Origin of the sequence: Mycobacterium sp. 852002-10029_SCH5224772, assembly GCF_001667315.1 — a bacterium.
Lineage (GTDB): Bacteria > Actinomycetota > Actinomycetes > Mycobacteriales > Mycobacteriaceae > Mycobacterium.
This window is the reverse complement of the sequence record NZ_LZHT01000024.1, coordinates 59,008-74,271: the sequence shown is the minus strand read 5'-3', so window position 1 is coordinate 74,271 and position 15,264 is coordinate 59,008. Positions and strand designations below refer to the sequence as shown.

At 66.7% G+C, this 15,264-nt stretch carries 15 protein-coding genes; 7 read left to right on the top strand and 8 right to left on the bottom strand.

The features are described from left to right. Positions 1–960: phosphotransferase family protein (locus A5775_RS06640; protein WP_231995125.1), on the top strand; the 960-nt coding region annotated here is incomplete at its 5' end. Positions 961–965: 5 nt separating this feature from the next. On the opposite strand, the gene A5775_RS06635 is transcribed toward A5775_RS06640, so the two are convergent. From A5775_RS06635 to A5775_RS06625, 3 genes are read right to left on the bottom strand one after another with little or no spacing between them, the layout of a single operon-like run. Beyond that, positions 966–1,394 carry a pyridoxamine 5'-phosphate oxidase family protein gene (locus tag A5775_RS06635; RefSeq protein ID WP_067249494.1) on the bottom strand — a complete coding sequence of 143 codons (429 nt, stop codon included), beginning with the start codon at positions 1,392–1,394 and terminating at the stop codon, positions 966–968. A gap of 50 nt (positions 1,395–1,444) precedes the next feature. Then, the gene (locus A5775_RS06630; protein ID WP_067249490.1) at positions 1,445–2,266 is read right to left on the bottom strand and encodes a mycofactocin-coupled SDR family oxidoreductase; all 822 of its coding nucleotides are present in this window, start codon (positions 2,264–2,266) and stop codon (positions 1,445–1,447) included. Continuing rightward, positions 2,266–3,459, bottom strand: coding sequence for an acyl-CoA dehydrogenase family protein (locus A5775_RS06625; protein WP_067249486.1), 1,194 nt, complete (start codon positions 3,457–3,459; stop codon positions 2,266–2,268). The genes A5775_RS06630 and A5775_RS06625 overlap by 1 nt, the downstream gene beginning before the upstream one ends. Before the next feature lie 113 nt (positions 3,460–3,572). On the opposite strand from A5775_RS06625, the gene fabG reads away from it, so the two are divergent. The 6 genes from fabG (at position 3,573) to A5775_RS06595 (ending at position 9,095) form a co-directional block, all read left to right on the top strand. Beyond that, entirely contained in the window at positions 3,573–4,322 is a 750-nt protein-coding gene (gene fabG / locus A5775_RS06620; protein ID WP_067249483.1) for a 3-oxoacyl-ACP reductase FabG, read from the top strand. A gap of 30 nt (positions 4,323–4,352) precedes the next feature. After that, complete coding sequence (locus tag A5775_RS06615) at positions 4,353–5,570, top strand: acetyl-CoA C-acetyltransferase (RefSeq protein ID WP_067249480.1); 1,218 nt, start codon at positions 4,353–4,355, stop codon at positions 5,568–5,570. Continuing rightward, positions 5,567–6,769 (top strand): CoA transferase, encoded by a 1,203-nt coding sequence (locus A5775_RS06610; protein ID WP_067249476.1) that lies wholly within the window; start codon positions 5,567–5,569, stop codon positions 6,767–6,769. The genes A5775_RS06615 and A5775_RS06610 overlap by 4 nt, the downstream gene beginning before the upstream one ends. Before the next feature lie 17 nt (positions 6,770–6,786). After that, positions 6,787–7,980, top strand: coding sequence for an acyl-CoA dehydrogenase family protein (locus A5775_RS06605; protein ID WP_067249473.1), 1,194 nt, complete (start codon positions 6,787–6,789; stop codon positions 7,978–7,980). Between the two features lie 4 nt (positions 7,981–7,984). Then, positions 7,985–8,659, top strand: a complete 675-nt coding sequence (locus A5775_RS06600) for a GntR family transcriptional regulator (protein ID WP_067249469.1) — start codon at positions 7,985–7,987, stop codon at positions 8,657–8,659. 73 nt (positions 8,660–8,732) lie between these two features. Further along, positions 8,733–9,095 carry a hypothetical protein gene (locus A5775_RS06595; RefSeq protein WP_067249466.1) on the top strand — a complete coding sequence of 121 codons (363 nt, stop codon included), beginning with the start codon at positions 8,733–8,735 and terminating at the stop codon, positions 9,093–9,095. Here A5775_RS06595 and A5775_RS06590 read toward each other — a convergent pair. Genes A5775_RS06590 through A5775_RS06570 form a run of 5 tightly spaced genes read right to left on the bottom strand, consistent with a single transcriptional unit; the run spans position 9,092 to position 15,217 of the window. Further along, on the bottom strand, positions 9,092–10,621 hold the full coding sequence (locus A5775_RS06590) for a class I adenylate-forming enzyme family protein (protein WP_067249463.1): 1,530 nt from the start codon (positions 10,619–10,621) through the stop codon (positions 9,092–9,094). The two genes, A5775_RS06595 and A5775_RS06590, sit on opposite strands and share 4 nt — an antisense overlap. Continuing rightward, a complete protein-coding gene (locus A5775_RS06585; RefSeq protein ID WP_067249459.1) occupies positions 10,614–12,155 on the bottom strand; it encodes a class I adenylate-forming enzyme family protein in 1,542 nt (513 codons plus the stop codon). The genes A5775_RS06590 and A5775_RS06585 overlap by 8 nt, the downstream gene beginning before the upstream one ends. Then, the gene (locus tag A5775_RS06580) at positions 12,145–13,614 is read right to left on the bottom strand and encodes a class I adenylate-forming enzyme family protein (protein ID WP_067249456.1); all 1,470 of its coding nucleotides are present in this window, start codon (positions 13,612–13,614) and stop codon (positions 12,145–12,147) included. Before A5775_RS06580 ends, A5775_RS06585 begins: the two co-directional genes overlap by 11 nt. Continuing rightward, positions 13,614–14,414 (bottom strand): enoyl-CoA hydratase/isomerase family protein, encoded by an 801-nt coding sequence (locus A5775_RS06575; protein WP_067249453.1) that lies wholly within the window; start codon positions 14,412–14,414, stop codon positions 13,614–13,616. Before A5775_RS06575 ends, A5775_RS06580 begins: the two co-directional genes overlap by 1 nt. Then, complete coding sequence (locus tag A5775_RS06570) at positions 14,405–15,217, bottom strand: enoyl-CoA hydratase/isomerase family protein (RefSeq protein ID WP_067249449.1); 813 nt, start codon at positions 15,215–15,217, stop codon at positions 14,405–14,407. Before A5775_RS06570 ends, A5775_RS06575 begins: the two co-directional genes overlap by 10 nt. Positions 15,218–15,264 lie beyond the last annotated feature (47 nt).

Here is a 15,264-nt window from a genome sequence, read left to right as displayed (position 1 = left end):
GATCAGCGTCACGTCGCCGGGGTAACGCGGTATCGACAGCACAGCACCCATAAGCAGCACGCCTCCTGCCCGCAGACGTTTGTGATCAAGCTGCCGGCCCAGGATGACACCGTGCGCGACCGGGTGGTCATCGGCTACCGCAGCGAATGCGCGTTCTATTCCTCGGTGGCGGATCGGGTGCAGGTGCCGACGCCGCAATGTTTCTATTCCGAGATCACCGAGGACGCAATGGATTTTGCCCTGCTGCTCGCCGATCAGGCGCCTGCGGTGCAGGGCGATCAACTCATCGGCTGCGGTGAAGCCGAAGCGCGCCTTGCGGTTAACGCGCTGGCCGGCCTGCACGCACCCAGCTGGTGCGACCCCGTCTGGCTTGATTTCCCCGGCATCGCGTTTGGCCGGCCGGATGAGGCCGGTGCGGGCGGCATGGGCGAAGTGGCGAAGATGAGCGCCGACATCACGCTGGAGAAGCTGGGCGATCGCATGAGCGCCGAAGACCGCGATACCTTCAGCGCGGCAATGGGTTTGATCACACCGTGGTTGTTATCCGAGTACGACCGGTTCGCGTTGCTGCACGGCGACTACCGTCTGGACAACCTGCTGTTCGATCCGGACCGAACCAGGGTCAGCGTGGTCGACTGGCAGACGCTCGGCGTGGGTCTGCCGACCCGAGATCTCGCCTACTTCACCGCAACTAGCCTCAATTCGCAGCTGCGCGCCGGCATCGAAGAAGAGCTGGTCACCGACTACCATCGCTCTCTGACGGCCGGCGGGGTCAGCGACTACGACCGCGAAACATGTTGGCGTGATTACCGGCTCGGGGTGTTGCAGGCACCGCTGATCTCGGCGCTGGGCTTCGCGTTCGCCGCGGCGACCGAGCGTGGCGACGACATGGTGCTGGCCATGCTCAGCCGCGGCTGCCAGGCGATCCGTGAGCTGGGCACGCTGGAGCTGATCGGCTGAGACCCTCAGAGATCGCCGGTGAAGTCGGCGCTCAGCCAACGATCCGGCCGGATGGTGAACAGCGCCTCCTCGGCGCCTTCCATGCTGCGGACGAACGCACGCCCGCCTTCCTCGCCGAGGTAGCGAATGGCGATGGCTTCCTGCACGTCGGCCGGGGCCGGGTTGGTGGTGTCGACCACCGCGCCCTCGACCACGACGTACTGATACGGCGGCTCCTCGCGCTGGACGACCAGTGTCGCCACCCCGGACCGCTCGATGAGCCGCGCCTTGCGACTGGACGGCCCGGTCATGATCCGGATGTTGCCGCCCGGCGTGTAGTCGTACCAGATCGGGACACTTGCCGGCGGCCGGCCGTCGGTGGCCGCGACGGACAGCACAGCCACGTGCTTGGCGGCCAGGAACTCCTGACGCTCGGTTTCGGTGAAGGCTTTCATGTGGCCTGAAAGCGCGGATGCCCGACGATCTATTCCCGGGTGGGCGGGCCCTAGTACTGCGTCGAGCCCTGATCGACCGGGATCTGCGCGGCGGTGACCTTGCGCGACTCGTCGCTGGCCAGCCAGCACACGGTATCGGCGATCTCCTCAGGCTCGGCGACCCAGTCCGGCAGGAACGGCGTGAGGACGTGGGAGAGCTGCGGGTTGGTTTCCATCGTCTTGCCCACCGCCGTGACCATGTCGCCCGATCCCATCGGCGTATTGACCGGTCCGGGATGAACACTGTTCACCCGGATCGAATGCTTACCCAACTCCGCGGCGAAGGCCCGCGCCAGCCCGGTGACGGCGTGCTTGCTGGCGGTGTAGTGAACCATGAACGGTTGCATCTTCATACCGGCAGCGGAACTGATCAGGATGATGGAGCCGCCGCGACCGCCTTCGATGATCTTGTCCGCACCGGCCATCACGGTGTTCCACGTGCCGGTCACGTTGATATCCATGACGTCGCGAAAGTCGTCCGGCGTGATGTCGTCCCATGCCTGCGGCGCCGCGACCCCGGCGTTGGCGACGATGATGTCCAGCCGGCCCAGCTCGGCGACACCCGTTGCGACGACCTCGCGCAGACCGTCGAAGTCGCGGGTGTCCACGACCGACGCGATGATCCGGCGGTTCGCCGCTTCGACGAGGCGCACAGTCTCGCTCAGATCGTTGGGTGTCGCCGGGTCGTAAGGGACGCAGGACGGAAGCTTGCCGGCGATGTCGACGGCGATGATGTCCGCACCTTCGGAGGCCATGCGCACTGCATGCGCCCGGCCCTGGCCGCGTGCCGCACCGGTAATCAATGCCACTCTTCCGGCAAGCCTGCCGCTCATTAACGCTCCTTCGTTGTGGTAGCCCGGCCCGCCGTCTTGACGAGGTTCGACCCGATGATCAAACGCTGAATTTCACTGGTGCCCTCGTACAGCCGCAACAGGCGCACGTCGCGGTAGATGCGTTCGACGGGGACGCCACGCATGTAGCCGCTCCCGCCGTGTATCTGCACCGCGAGATCGGCGACATCGCCGGCCATTTCGGTGCAGAACAGCTTGGCGGCCGACGGGGCGATCCTGCGATCTTGATCGGTGACCCACAGCCGCGCGGCGTCACGGACCAGCGCACGACCGGCCATCACGCCGGCCTGCTGGTCGGCGAGCATCGCCTGCACCAGCTGAAAGCTTCCGATCGGCGCCCCGCCCTGGGTCGCGGTGGCGGCATACGCGACGGATTCGTCGAGCGCGCGTTGGGCGGCGCCCACCGCGAGGGCGGCGATGTGCACCCGCCCGCGGGCCAGCGAGGTCATCGCCGCCCGATAACCGATGTCTTCGCTGCCGCCGATCAGTGCGCCGCTGTCCACCCGGACGTCGTCGAAGGCGACGTCGGCGGTCCATGCGCCTTCCTGGCCCATCTTGGCGTCCTTGGCGCCCACCTGCACGCCGCGGGCATCCGCCGGAACCAAGAAGACCGCGATCCCGGGTCCATCGTCGTCGGCCGGCCGGGTACGGGCGAACACCACGAATAGGTTGGCGACGGGCGCGTTGGTGATGAAGCGCTTCTGTCCGGAGATCACCCAATTGTCGCCGTCGCGAACGGCTTTGGTGCGCAGGCCAGCTGGGTTCGACCCGGCGCCGGGCTCGGTCAGCGCGAAGGAGGCGACGACGCCGCCGGACGCGATCGACTCCAGCCAGCGCGACTTCTGTTCATCGGTGCCGAACCCGACCAGAACTTGCCCGGCGATGCCGTTGTTGGTGCCGAACATCGACCGCAACGCCAATGACGTGTAGCCCAGCTCCATCGCCAGCTCGACGTCTTGCATGAGGTTGAGGCCCAGCCCGCCCCACTCCTGGGGGATCGCGTAGCCGAACAGGCCCATCCGTTTGGCCTCGTCGCGCAGGTCGTCGGGGACGCGATCGGTGTCGAGGATCTCCTGCTCGCGGGGGACAACCGCGCTGCGGACGAATTGCCTTGTCTGAGCCAGGATCTCGCGGAAGTCTTCGTCGGCGACTTCGGCGAATTCGGCGGTGGCCATCGGCTGCACACTCCTCTCCCGATCCGGGGCACCCCGGTTCAGAGGAGGATCCTATATCAAATATGATATTTGCCTTGAGGCTGTCCGATGGTGGCGATAACAGAGAAGGATGTGTGATCCAGGTGGCGTTGTTGGCAGGTCAGACCGCGGTAATCACAGGTGGAGCGCAAGGATTGGGTCTGGCCATCGCGGAGCGCTTTGTCGCCGAGGGGGCGCGGGTCGTGCTCGGCGACGTCAACCTCGAGGAAACCCAGGTGGTGGCCAAGCAGCTCGGCGGTGACGACGTCGCCGTCGCGGTCCGCTGCGATGTCACGCAGTCTTCTGACGTCGAGACCCTGATACAGACGGCTGTCGAGCGTTTCGGCGGCCTGGACATCATGGTCAACAACGCCGGGATCACCCGGGACGCGACGATGCGCAAGATGACCGAGGAGCAGTTCGATCAGGTCATCAATGTCCACCTGAAGGGGACCTGGAACGGCACCCGGCTGGCCGCCGCCATCATGCGCGAAAACAAGCGCGGCGCCATCATCAACATGTCCTCGGTGTCGGGCAAGGTGGGCATGGTCGGCCAGACCAACTATTCGGCCGCGAAGGCCGGCATCGTCGGCATGACCAAGGCGGCTGCCAAAGAACTGGCGTATCTGGGCGTGCGGGTCAACGCGATCGCCCCCGGCTTGATCCGGTCGGCGATGACAGAGGCCATGCCGCAGCGCATTTGGGATTCGAAGGTCGCCGAGGTGCCGATGGGCCGGGCCGGTGAGCCCAGCGAAGTCGCCAGCGTGGCGCTGTTTTTGGCCTCCGACCTGTCGTCGTACATGACCGGCACCGTCATGGAGATCACCGGCGGCCGGCACCTGTGAGTAGCAGCCCTCGGCCGGGAAGGGGTGGCCATGCGTGAAGCCGTGATCTGTGAACCGGTGCGGACACCGATCGGACGCTACGGCGGAATGTTCAAGGCGCTGACCGCGGTCGACCTCGGTGTCACCGCCCTGAAGGGGCTGCTCGAGCGAACCGGGCTGGCGGCCGACGCCGTACAAGACGTGATCCTCGGCCATTGCTATCCCAACAGCGATGCTCCGGCGATCGGGCGCGTGGTGGCGCTGGATTCCGGCCTGCCGGTGACGGTTCCGGGCATGCAGGTCGACCGGCGTTGCGGGTCGGGCCTGCAGGCGGTGATCCAGGCCTGCTTGCAGGTGGGCAACGGCGACCACGATCTCGTCGTCGCCGGGGGCTGCGAAAGCATGAGCAACGTCGCGTTCTACTCCACCGACATGCGCTGGGGTGGGGCCCGCGGCGGCGTCCGGGTGCACGACGGCCTGGCCCGCGGACGCACGACTGCCGGCGGCCGCCACTACCCGGTGCCGGGCGGCATGCTGGAAACGGCCGAGAATTTGCGGCGCCAGTACGGCATTTCACGCCAGGAGCAAGACGAGCTGGCGGTGCGGTCGCACCAGCGGGCGGTGGCCGCGCAGAAAGACGGCATCCTGGCCTCGGAAATAGTGGCGGTGACCGTTCCCACCCGCGGCGGCGAGGAAGTGATCGACACCGACGAGCATCCGCGGGCGGACACGTCGGTGGACTCGTTGGGCAAGCTCAAACCCGTGCTGTTGAAAGAGGATCCGGAGGCAACGGTCACGGCCGGCAACTCCAGCGGACAAAACGACGCGGCGTCGATGTGCGTGGTGACCACACCGGAGAAGGCCGACGCATACGGCCTGACGCCGTTGGTGCGCCTGGTTTCGTGGGGGGTGGCGGGGGTGGCGCCCAACATCATGGGCATCGGGCCGGTCCCCGCGACCGAGGTGGCGCTGGCCAAGGCGGGCTTACGGCTGTCCGACGTCGACCTCATCGAGCTCAACGAGGCCTTTGCCGCGCAAGCGCTTGCGGTGATGCGGGAATGGAATTTCGGCGCCGCCGACCATGAGCGGACCAACGTGCACGGTTCGGGGATCTCGCTGGGCCACCCGGTGGGCGCGACGGGCGGGCGGATGCTGGCCACGCTGGCGCGCGAGCTGGGTCGCCGCCAGGCGCGCTACGGGTTGGAGACCATGTGCATCGGCGGCGGCCAGGGGCTTGCAGCGGTCTTCGAACGGGTCGCGGCGCAATGACCGATCCCGGCTTGCCCCTGAACGGCCTCACCGTCGTCGAGGTGTCCAGCTTCGTGGCAGCGCCCCTGTGCGGTATGACGCTGAGCCAGCTTGGCGCAGAGGTGATCCGGGTCGACCCGATCGGCGGCGCCTCCGACGTGCAGCGCTGGCCGCTTGCCGAAGACGGTACGTCGATCTATTGGACCGGCCTGAACAAGGGAAAGCGTTCGGCCACCATCGACCTGCGCTCCGCCGACGGCCAGGCATTGGTGCAGCGGCTGATCGTCGAGGGCGACGGCATCGTCGTCACCAACGCCGCCGGGCTGTCCTGGCTGGGCCACGACGTCCTGTCGGCCAAGCGCCCCGACATCATCCACGTCCAATTGCTCGGGCGCGGTGACGGTTCCACCGGCGTGGATTACACGGTCAACGCGGGCCTCGGCTATCCGCTCGTCACGGGGCCGGCCGATCATGCCGGTCCGATCAATCACGTCTTGCCGGCCTGGGATGTGTGCTGCGGACTGTACGCCGCGCTGTCCGTCGTCACCGCCGTCCATCGCCGTGACAAGTCCGGGGCGGGAACGCGGATCAGCCTGGCGTTGGAGGATGTCGCGCTGGCCACCGCCGCCAATCTGGGGTTGCTCACCGAGCCGCAGGTCAACGGGACGCAACGCGAACGTCTGGGCAACGCCATCTATGGCCAGTACGGGCAGGACTTCACCAGCCGTGACGGTGCCCGGTTCATGGTCGTCACCCTGACCAAGCGTCACTTTCGTGATCTGGTCGAGGTCACCGGCACCCATGCCGCGGTGTCGGCCCTCGCCGAGGCGCTGGGTGTGGACTTCGCGTCCGAGGGCGACAGGTACCGGTACCAGGACGTGCTGTCCGGCCTGTTCGCCACCTGGTTTGGCGATCACAGCGCCGACGAGGTCACCGCTGCTCTGTTGAATACCACGGTGTTGTTCGAGCGGTACCGAACGTTCGCCGAGGTCGCGGCGGGACCGAAAGTCACTGCCAATCCGCTGTTTTCGCGATTGCGGCAACCCGGCCTCGGAGACTACTTCGCGCCTGGCCTGCCGGCCGCGTTCGACGGCGCCCATCCCGTCAGTGCGCCCGCGCCCGTCCTGGGCCAAGACACCGCCGACGTCCTGCAACGGCTGTTGGGGTTGACCACCGCCGACGTCGAGCGTCTGACGCGCGCCCAAACCATTGCGGGCTGAGCAGCCGGAAGGGAACCATGACCAAACTCGCCCAAACCCTGGGATTGACCGAAGTCCAGACCGAGATCATCGCCACCGTACGGCAATTCGTCGAGAAGGAAGTCATCCCCAACGCGGTCGAGCTGGAACGCGCCGACACCTACCCGCAGGCCATCGTCGACCAGATGCGCGACATGGGGCTGTTCGGGCTGATGATCCCCGAGGAGTACGGCGGCCTGGGCGAATCGCTGTTGACCTACGCGCTGTGCGTCGAAGAGCTTGCGCGCGGGTGGATGAGCGTGTCCGGGGTGCTCAACACCCACTTCATCGTGGCGTACATGCTGCGTCAGCACGGTACCGACGAGCAGAAGCAACGCTTCCTGCCGCGGATGGCGGTCGGCGAGACGCGCGGCGCCTTCTCGATGTCGGAGCCGGAGTTGGGTTCTGATGTCGCCGCGATCCGCACCCGGGCCCGGCGCAACGAGGACGGCACCTACATCATCGATGGCCAGAAGATGTGGCTGACCAACGGTGCCACCTCGACGCTGGTGGCGGTGCTGGTGCGCACGGACGAGGGCTCGGACAAGCCGCACCGCAACCTGACCGCATTTCTGGTCGAGAAGCCGGTCGGCTTCGGCGAAGTGATTCCGGGCCTGCGCATTCCGGGCAAGATCGACAAGCTTGGCTACAAGGGCATCGATACCACCGAGATGATTTTCGACAGCTACCAAGCCAGCGCCGATGATGTTCTCGGCGGGACGACGGGGCACGGCTTTTTTCAGATGATGGACGGCATCGAGGTCGGCCGGGTCAACGTGTCGGCGCGCGCGTGCGGGGTCGGGATTCGCGCTTTCGAGCTCGCGGTGCGCTACGCGCAACAACGCGAGACCTTCGGCAAGCCGATCGCCGAGCATCAGGCCATCGCGTTCCAGCTGGCCGAGATGGCGACCAAAGTCGAAGCGGCACATCTGATGATGGTGAATGCGGCGCGGCTGAAGGACTCGGGGGAGCGCAACGACGTCGCCGCCGGGATGGCCAAGTACCTGTGCAGCGAGTATTGCGCCGAGGTCACCCAGCAGAGCTTCCGGATCCACGGCGGCTACGGCTATTCCAAGGAATACGAGATCGAGCGGCTGATGCGTGACGCGCCGTTCCTGCTGATCGGCGAGGGAACCAGCGAAATCCAGAAGAACATCATCAGCAAGCGACTGCTCGCCGAATATCAGGTGTGAACCGATGAGCGTTCCGGATTTCGCTGCGCGGCCTCAACTTTCCGAGGACGTTGCGCGCCTGATCCGCAGCAGGATATTCGACGGCACCTACGCCGCCGGATCGTACGTCCGGCTGGATCAATTGGCTGCGGAGCTGGGCATCAGCGTCACACCGGTGCGTGAGGCGCTGTTCGCGCTGCGTGCCGAAGGCTTGATCGCCCAGCAGCCGCGACGGGGCTTCGTGGTGTTGCCGGTCACCGGACGCGACGTCACCGACGTGGCGAATGTGCAGGCGCATGTGGGTGGGGAGCTGGCCGCGCGGGCCGCGGTCAACATCACCGACGATCAACTACGCGAGCTCAAAGAGATCCAGGCGCAGTTGGAGAATGCGTATGCCGGCGATGAGCACGAACACACCGTCGGCCTGAACCACGAATTTCACCGGGCCATCAACATTGCCGCCGATTCGCCGAAGCTGGCGCAGCTGATGTCGCAAATCACCCGCTATGCGCCCGAATCGGTGTTTCCGGCCATCGAGGGCTGGCCCGAACAGTCGATGAGGGACCATCGGCGGATCTTGTCGGCGCTGAAAAAGCGTGACGGCACGCTGGCGCGCGCGGCGATGGCGGAGCATCTCGCTGCCGGTGCGGTTCCGTTGATCGATCACCTCGTTGCGCGCGGTGTGGTGGTGGAGGAATAACCCTCTCCATCTCTTGTCGCACACCCGGGTTGGGCCTACGCTGCGATCGGGGTGGGCAACGAACGGAGAGAAGATGCCCGCAAAGCTTCGCGCATCGGCCTTATTCGTTGCGGCGGCGACGGCCATCGCCCTCGCGCCGCCCACCCTCGCCGACCAGGTCGACCCGATTCCCGGCAATGGTGTTTTTGTGGTGGGGCCCGATATCGCACCGGGCCTGTACCACACGGGCGGTTCGGGTTCGGCCTTCGGCGTGTGGATCAACAATGTGCCGACCCAGGATTCGATGTGCTCCTGGTTCACCTACAGCACGCCTGATGCGAACAAGGACCATGTGCTGCAGACCAATACGTCTATCGGTCCGATGTACGCGAACATCAATACGGCGGTCAAGGCCTTCGAGTCGCAGAACTGCCAACCCTGGACGCGGGTTCCCTAGGGCCGGTTCGTGTCGGCCAACATCTCCCGTAACCGGCGGATGTCGACCTTTCCGGTGCCGCCGCGTGGAACGTCGTCATCGGAGTTCAGCAGCAGCCATACCGTCGGTACCTTGAAGGCGCTCAGCCGCTTTCGGGCCGACGCATGAAGCCGCTCGGTGGTGAGCGCGTCGTCGCACACCACCGCCGCGCCGACCCGTTCACCCGCGGCGCAAGGCACGTTGGTGACAAAGGCGTTGTCGACGCCGTCGACGGTGCGCAGCGCGCGCTCGACCTCGCCGGGGTAGACGGTCGCCCCGCTGACTTTGAACATGTCGTCGGATCGCCCGTGGTAGAACAGGAATCCCTGATCGTCGAGATGGCCGAGGTCACCGGTGGGATAGAAGCCGTCGGGGGTGAACAGCTCCTCGCGGCTGCGGCCGCAGATGCCGCGCAGCGTGTGCGGGCCGCGGATCTGGATCATGCCCGCGGCTCCCGCCGCCACGGGCTCACCGCTTTCGGGGTCGACGATGCGGACTTCCATGCCGTCGAACGGCTTTCCACAACTGCCCCACGCCTCCGCGGGCATGTCCGTGTCGGCGGGGTAGCCGCAGTAGGGGCCGAATGCCTCGGTCATGCCGAACAGTGTCGCGCGCGCCCCGGGCTGAGCCCGCCGCTCGGGCGGCAGGAGCGCTTCCAGGCTGCCCGGTCGCAGCGCCGAGAGGTCAACGCCGGCCTTGTTGGCGTGCCGCGCCAGTGCCTCGGCCTGATCGGGCCAGCCGCGAAACAGGGTGACCCGCTCGCGCTCCAGCAGTCCCAGGGTGGTTTCGGGCCGGGGGATTTCTTCGGTCACCAGGGTGGCGCCGGCCAGCAGCACGGACAGGATTCCGCTGCCGAACCCGCCGACCCAGAAGAACGGCATCGGCAGGTATAGGCGGGTTTCGGCGGTGATGCAACGGGCCGCCAGCCCCGACTGCACGGCACCCAGCGCGTTGCCGTGGGAGTGCAAGACTCCCTTGGGTGATCCGCTGCTGCCCGAGGTGAACATGATGACCAGCGGGTCGGCGGGGGTCACTGTTTCGGTCATGGCGTCGATGATCCGCAGGGTCCGCTCACTCACGGGTGCGTTATCGATCTGGTCCGTCGACCAAACCTGTTGCAACGCCGGAAGTTCGGATTGGGGCGCCGTCTGCAGATCGTCGAGATAGCGATGGCCGCGGAATTCCTCGACGCTCACCAGGAACTGGACGGCGGCGACTCGCAGCTGCGCGACGAGTTCGCCGGCCTGCAGCAGCGTGCTCAGCGGCACCAGGACGGCACCGATGCGGGTCAGCGCAATGGCGATCTGCACCCAGCGGGTGCCGTTGGGCATGATCAGCCCCACCCGGCTGCCCTTGCCCACGCCGGCTTCGACGAATGCCGCGGCCAGATTGTGTGTGTTCACGTCGAGTTCGCGGTAGCTCACCCGCAAGACGGGATCGATCACCATCGGTGTGTCCGCGTCGTGCCGGGCGCGAAGTCTCACCAGTTGGTCGACGGTGCTAGGCATCGAAGAGCTTCCTCAGTTGCCGCGTGTCGACCTTGCCGCTGGACAACAGCGGGATGTCGGTGCGGGAGACTGCGAGAAACCGCTTGGGAATCTTGTACGACGACAGCTCCCCTTTGAGTCGTTCACGCACCGCGGCTTCGTCGAAGTTCGGTTGGACGACCACCGCGGCGACCAGCTCTCCGCGCTTGGTGTCGGGGACGCCCACCACGTGGACCTCCGCGCCGGTGACCCGGGTGATCGCCTGCTCGACCTCGGCCGCGGAGACGTTGGCGCCCGCCGTCTTGATCATCGTGCTGAGCCTGCCGACGTAATAGACGAACCCGTCGGCGTCGGCGCGCACCAAATCCCCGGTGTGAAACCAGCCGTCGGCGTCGAAGCACTCCTCGCGGCTGCGCTTGTAGTAGCCCTGCATCACATACGGTCCCCGGATGCAGAGTTCCCCGACCCCGGCGGCGTTCGGATCCACGATCGTCGTCTCGAATCCGGGCGCGGGCTTGCCGAACGATCCCCGCCGCGTTTCGGGTTGGTCGGATTCGTCCCCGTCGATCAGTACGACGCTGCCGGCCTCGGTCATTCCCAACATGTTGTGCCGCAGCTCCGGGTCGGCCGGTCGGATGTCGGGGGACATGATCGGGTACAGGTTGCCGCGCCGCATCGACGACAGATCACGTTCGGCGTAGCTCGGGTGGTCGGCCAGGTGAGCGATCCCGGCCGCGAACCCGTTGGTCATGGTCGGCTTTTCGGCCTCCAGCAAGTCGAGTGTCGCCCCCGCATCGAGGGCGTTAGAGCAGACCAGGGTCGATCCGGCCACCAAGGTGGCCAGCAGGCCGAACGCGAATCCGCCGATCCAGAAGAACGGCGAATTGCAGAACAGCTTGTCCGAAGCGGTCAGGCCGCGAATCGTGTTGAGGTTCCGTTGATGTCCGAGCAGTGCGGCATGCGTGTGCACCACCCCTTTAGGGGCGCTGGTTGATCCGGAGGTGTAGACGATCGCCAGCGGATCGCACGCGTGGACATCGTCTTCGATCGCCCGCAACAGTGTCGGATCGATGGTGCCGGCTCGCGCGCACGCCGTCTCGTGAGCGAACGCCACGTGGCGCAATTGCGGTGCCGCGGAACAAAGCACGCGATCGCCGGAATCGAAATCGGCGCCAGCAAGAACCTCGGACAGTCGCTGTACATAGTCGTGAGACCGAAAAGAGGCGGCGCTCAACAGAATTTCAACGTCGGCGTCGACCAGCTGCTCGCGCAGCTCGCGTGCGGTGGCGAAAGTGGAGAACGGGACCACCATGGCACCGATGCGCGCCGCCGCCAGCATCCCGACCACGAAGTCGGGTCCATTCGGATACAGCAGGCCCACCTGGGTCCCCTTGCCGGCGCCGAGGGCAATCAGGCCGCGGGCGAGTTCCGCCGACCGGCGATCGGCTTCGCGGTATCCGATGCGGTCGCCGTCGCAGACCAGGAGCGGGTGATCCCCCCGCGAACGGGCTTGGCGTCGCAACGTCGAGGCGACGGTCAAAGAATCAGCGCCCATGGTTGCGCGGCGCCGCGGGCTCGCGGAAGTAGTCCTGGATCGCGCCGAGATCGGCTTTGCCCGACGGTGTTCGCGGAATGGTGTCGACGATCGCGATCGCGGTGGGAATCTCGTAGCGTGCCAGGCGCTCCCGCAGATGATTCACCAGCGCGTCGGCGTCCGTTGAAGCCGAATCGCGCAGTTCGACCATGGCGACCGGTGTCTCGCCGAGCCGCTCGTCGGGGCGGGCGACCACCGCCGCGCCCGCCACAGCGGGGTGGCTCTCCAGCGCGGCGCGCACGTCGTCGGGCATCACCTTGAAGCCGCCGCGGATGATCGCCTGGTCGGCGCGGCCGACGATCCACAGGAACCCGTCGGCGTCGATGCGGGCCATATCCGTGGTTCGCATCCACTGCGCGGCCGGTCCCAGCTGGCCCGGCTTGACCTCCAGCAACCCGACTTCGTCTGGGCCTAGCGACGTTCCGTCGTCGGCGACCACCCGCAGCTGCGCACCCGGATTGGCCCGGCCGACGCTGCCCCGTTTGTCCCGCCAGTAGCGCTGATGGTCGGGAAGCGTCCAGCCCGCCACGCCGCCACCGAACTCGGTTGCGGCATAAGAGGTCAGTACCGGGATGCCGTACTTGTCGGTGAAGGCGTCGGCGTCGTCGGCCGACAGCGGCGCCGTGCCGCACGTGACGGCCCGGAGGCTTTCCAGGTCGGCTCGCGGCACGTCGGAGTGCAATACCGTGCGCAGTGCCGCCGGTACCAGCGACGCCGCCCGGGGCCGGTGCTTGCGCACCGCCTCGGCCCATGCGTTCAACTCGAATCGTTCCAACAGCACGAAGGGTCTGGCCTCGGCGATGCATTGCAGCACGCGGAATACCCCGCCGATGTGCACCAGCGGCGAGTTCACGATGGCGACACCGCGCCGCAGCTCGGTCGGCGCCGGTGCGCGCTCGGGCTCGGCCCCCATCACACTGCGCGCCAGCATGTCGTAGCTCAGGTCGATTCGCTTGGGCGGGCCCGTCGTGCCGCTGGTCAACATGCGCACCGCGACACCGGTCGGTGCGCCCGCCCCGGCGCCGGGTTGCTCGGGCACGTCGACGTCGCCCGCCAGGCCCGAAATCGCGACCGTCGCGGTGTCCGCCGGCACCAGCGCCGTCAGATCGTCGCGTTCGCCGACGATCAGGGGTAGCTGCAGCCGTGCGATGTCGGCCCTGGTGCGCTCGTCGCCGCGAGACGGGTTGATGACCACGACGGTTCCGCCGCCCAGCAGTACGCCCAAAAAGGCCGCCACATGCCCGGGCCGGTTGCGCAGCAGCATCCCGACTTCCGCGCCGTCGATCGGTCCGGCGATGCGCTGAGCCAAGGTGCCGACTTGAGCCCACGAGACCCATTGGCCGCCATACTCGATGGCGTGCGCGTGGGGCTCGAGGTCGAGCACATCGGCGATGCGTTGGATGAGTGGGTGACGCGGCATCAGCGGATCTTCGGCGGGCGCTTGGTGGCGCGGTCGCCGGAACTCTTCTGCGCGGCCAGTTCCGCGGCGCCCAGCGGGTTTCCCAGCCGGGTATAGATGAGGCCCTGCTCCAGCGCGGCGCGATAGGGCTTGTCCAGCGATTCCCAAATCGCCTTCACCGTGCCCTGAGTCGCCGTCGGTGGCTTGGCGGCGATGGTCGCCGCGATCTCATGGGCGCGGTTCCAGAGCTGATCGGACGAGACGACTTCCGAGACCAATCCGATGCGCAGCGCGGTGTCCGCGCTGACCCGCTCGTCGTTGCCCATCAGGGCGATGCGCAGCGTCTCGCCGAGGCCGACGCGGCGCATCAGACCGATCGGTTCCAGCGCACAAACCAGCCCCGCCGACACGTGGGAGTCGAAAAACGTGGCGTCTTGCGAGCAGATGACCACGTCGGATTCGTTGATGAAGTAGAAGGCGCCCGCCGTGCACATGCCTTGGACCGCGCAGACCACCGGTTTCCACATCTTCTGCCATTTGGGGCTCAGGGCTTCGCCGGGATCTTCGTGGTTCCAGACGTTTTCGGGCTGACCGTAGGGCGACTTGATGTCCAGCCCCGCGCTGAATGCGCGGTCGCCGGCGGCCCGCAGCACCACCGCGTGCACCGACTCGTCCAGCTTGACCGCGCGCCAGGCGCGGGCCATCTCCTCACACATGGTGCGGTTGAACGCGTTCAGCTGTTCGGGCCGATTCAGCGTGATGGTGGCGACGTGGTCGGCGGCGTCGACCTCGAGCAGGATGGTGTCGAAGTTCATCGGCATTGCCAATTCGGTGTGCGTTTCTCGACGAAGGCCTTGGGGCCTTCCTGCGCGTCCTCGGTTCGCAGCACCCGCTCCCGGAAGGTCTCGGCGAGTATCTCCGCCTCGTGCAGCGGCACATTCAGGCCTTTGAGGATGGCCAGCCGGGTGCCCCGGACGGCCAGCGGCGCATTGGAATTGACGATGTCGGCGATCTCGTGCGCCCGGTCCAGCAGGCGGTCGTGCTCGACGACTTCACTGATCAGCCCGAGTTCGTAGGCGCGCTCGGCGCTCATCCGCTCATGCTTGCCCATCAAGGCCATCCGCAGCGCGATCGAGCGGGGCAGCACCCGGGACACCCGCACCAACTCGCGGCCGGCCACCAGGCCGATGCTGACGTGCGGATCGAAGAAGGTCGCCTGCTCGGATGCGATGACGATGTCCGTCGTAGTGACCCAGTCCATTCCGGCGCCGCAGCAGATTCCGTTCACGGCGGTCAGCACCGGCTTGGCCATGGTGCGAAACGGCGGCGTGCCCTCCTGCGGCGCCTCCCATTGGTCGTATGACGACAGGTACGGCCGCTCGTAGATGACCTTGCCGTCTTCGGGGATTTCTTTGACGTCGGCGCCGGTGCAGAACGCGCGGCCGGTGCCGGTGACGATGGTCAGCCAGATGTTGTCGTCGTTTTCGGCCTCGTCGTAGGCGGCCCGAAGCTCGGTGATCATGTGCGGGCTGAGCGCATTGAGGGCGTCCGGACGATTCAGGGTGATCGTCGCGGTATGCCCGTCGACCTCGTACTTGATGGTGTCGAATGAATCAGTGGGCATCAATCATCCCTTCGTAGAGCGCTCGTATGAACGTCGAGTGTGGGGCA

Coding starts and splice junctions, on each gene's coding strand:
- A5775_RS06635 (WP_067249494.1), bottom strand. CDS start 1,394: ATGAAAGCCTTCACCGAAACCGAGCGTCAGGAGTTCCTGGCCGCCAAG.
- A5775_RS06630 (WP_067249490.1), bottom strand. CDS start 2,266: ATGAGCGGCAGGCTTGCCGGAAGAGTGGCATTGATTACCGGTGCGGCA.
- A5775_RS06625 (WP_067249486.1), bottom strand. CDS start 3,459: ATGGCCACCGCCGAATTCGCCGAAGTCGCCGACGAAGACTTCCGCGAG.
- A5775_RS06615 (WP_067249480.1), top strand. CDS start 4,353: ATGCGTGAAGCCGTGATCTGTGAACCGGTGCGGACACCGATCGGACGC.
- A5775_RS06610 (WP_067249476.1), top strand. CDS start 5,567: ATGACCGATCCCGGCTTGCCCCTGAACGGCCTCACCGTCGTCGAGGTG.
- A5775_RS06605 (WP_067249473.1), top strand. CDS start 6,787: ATGACCAAACTCGCCCAAACCCTGGGATTGACCGAAGTCCAGACCGAG.
- A5775_RS06600 (WP_067249469.1), top strand. CDS start 7,985: ATGAGCGTTCCGGATTTCGCTGCGCGGCCTCAACTTTCCGAGGACGTT.
- A5775_RS06595 (WP_067249466.1), top strand. CDS start 8,733: ATGCCCGCAAAGCTTCGCGCATCGGCCTTATTCGTTGCGGCGGCGACG.
- A5775_RS06590 (WP_067249463.1), bottom strand. CDS start 10,621: ATGCCTAGCACCGTCGACCAACTGGTGAGACTTCGCGCCCGGCACGAC.
- A5775_RS06585 (WP_067249459.1), bottom strand. CDS start 12,155: ATGGGCGCTGATTCTTTGACCGTCGCCTCGACGTTGCGACGCCAAGCC.
- A5775_RS06580 (WP_067249456.1), bottom strand. CDS start 13,614: ATGCCGCGTCACCCACTCATCCAACGCATCGCCGATGTGCTCGACCTC.
- A5775_RS06575 (WP_067249453.1), bottom strand. CDS start 14,414: ATGCCGATGAACTTCGACACCATCCTGCTCGAGGTCGACGCCGCCGAC.
- A5775_RS06570 (WP_067249449.1), bottom strand. CDS start 15,217: ATGCCCACTGATTCATTCGACACCATCAAGTACGAGGTCGACGGGCAT.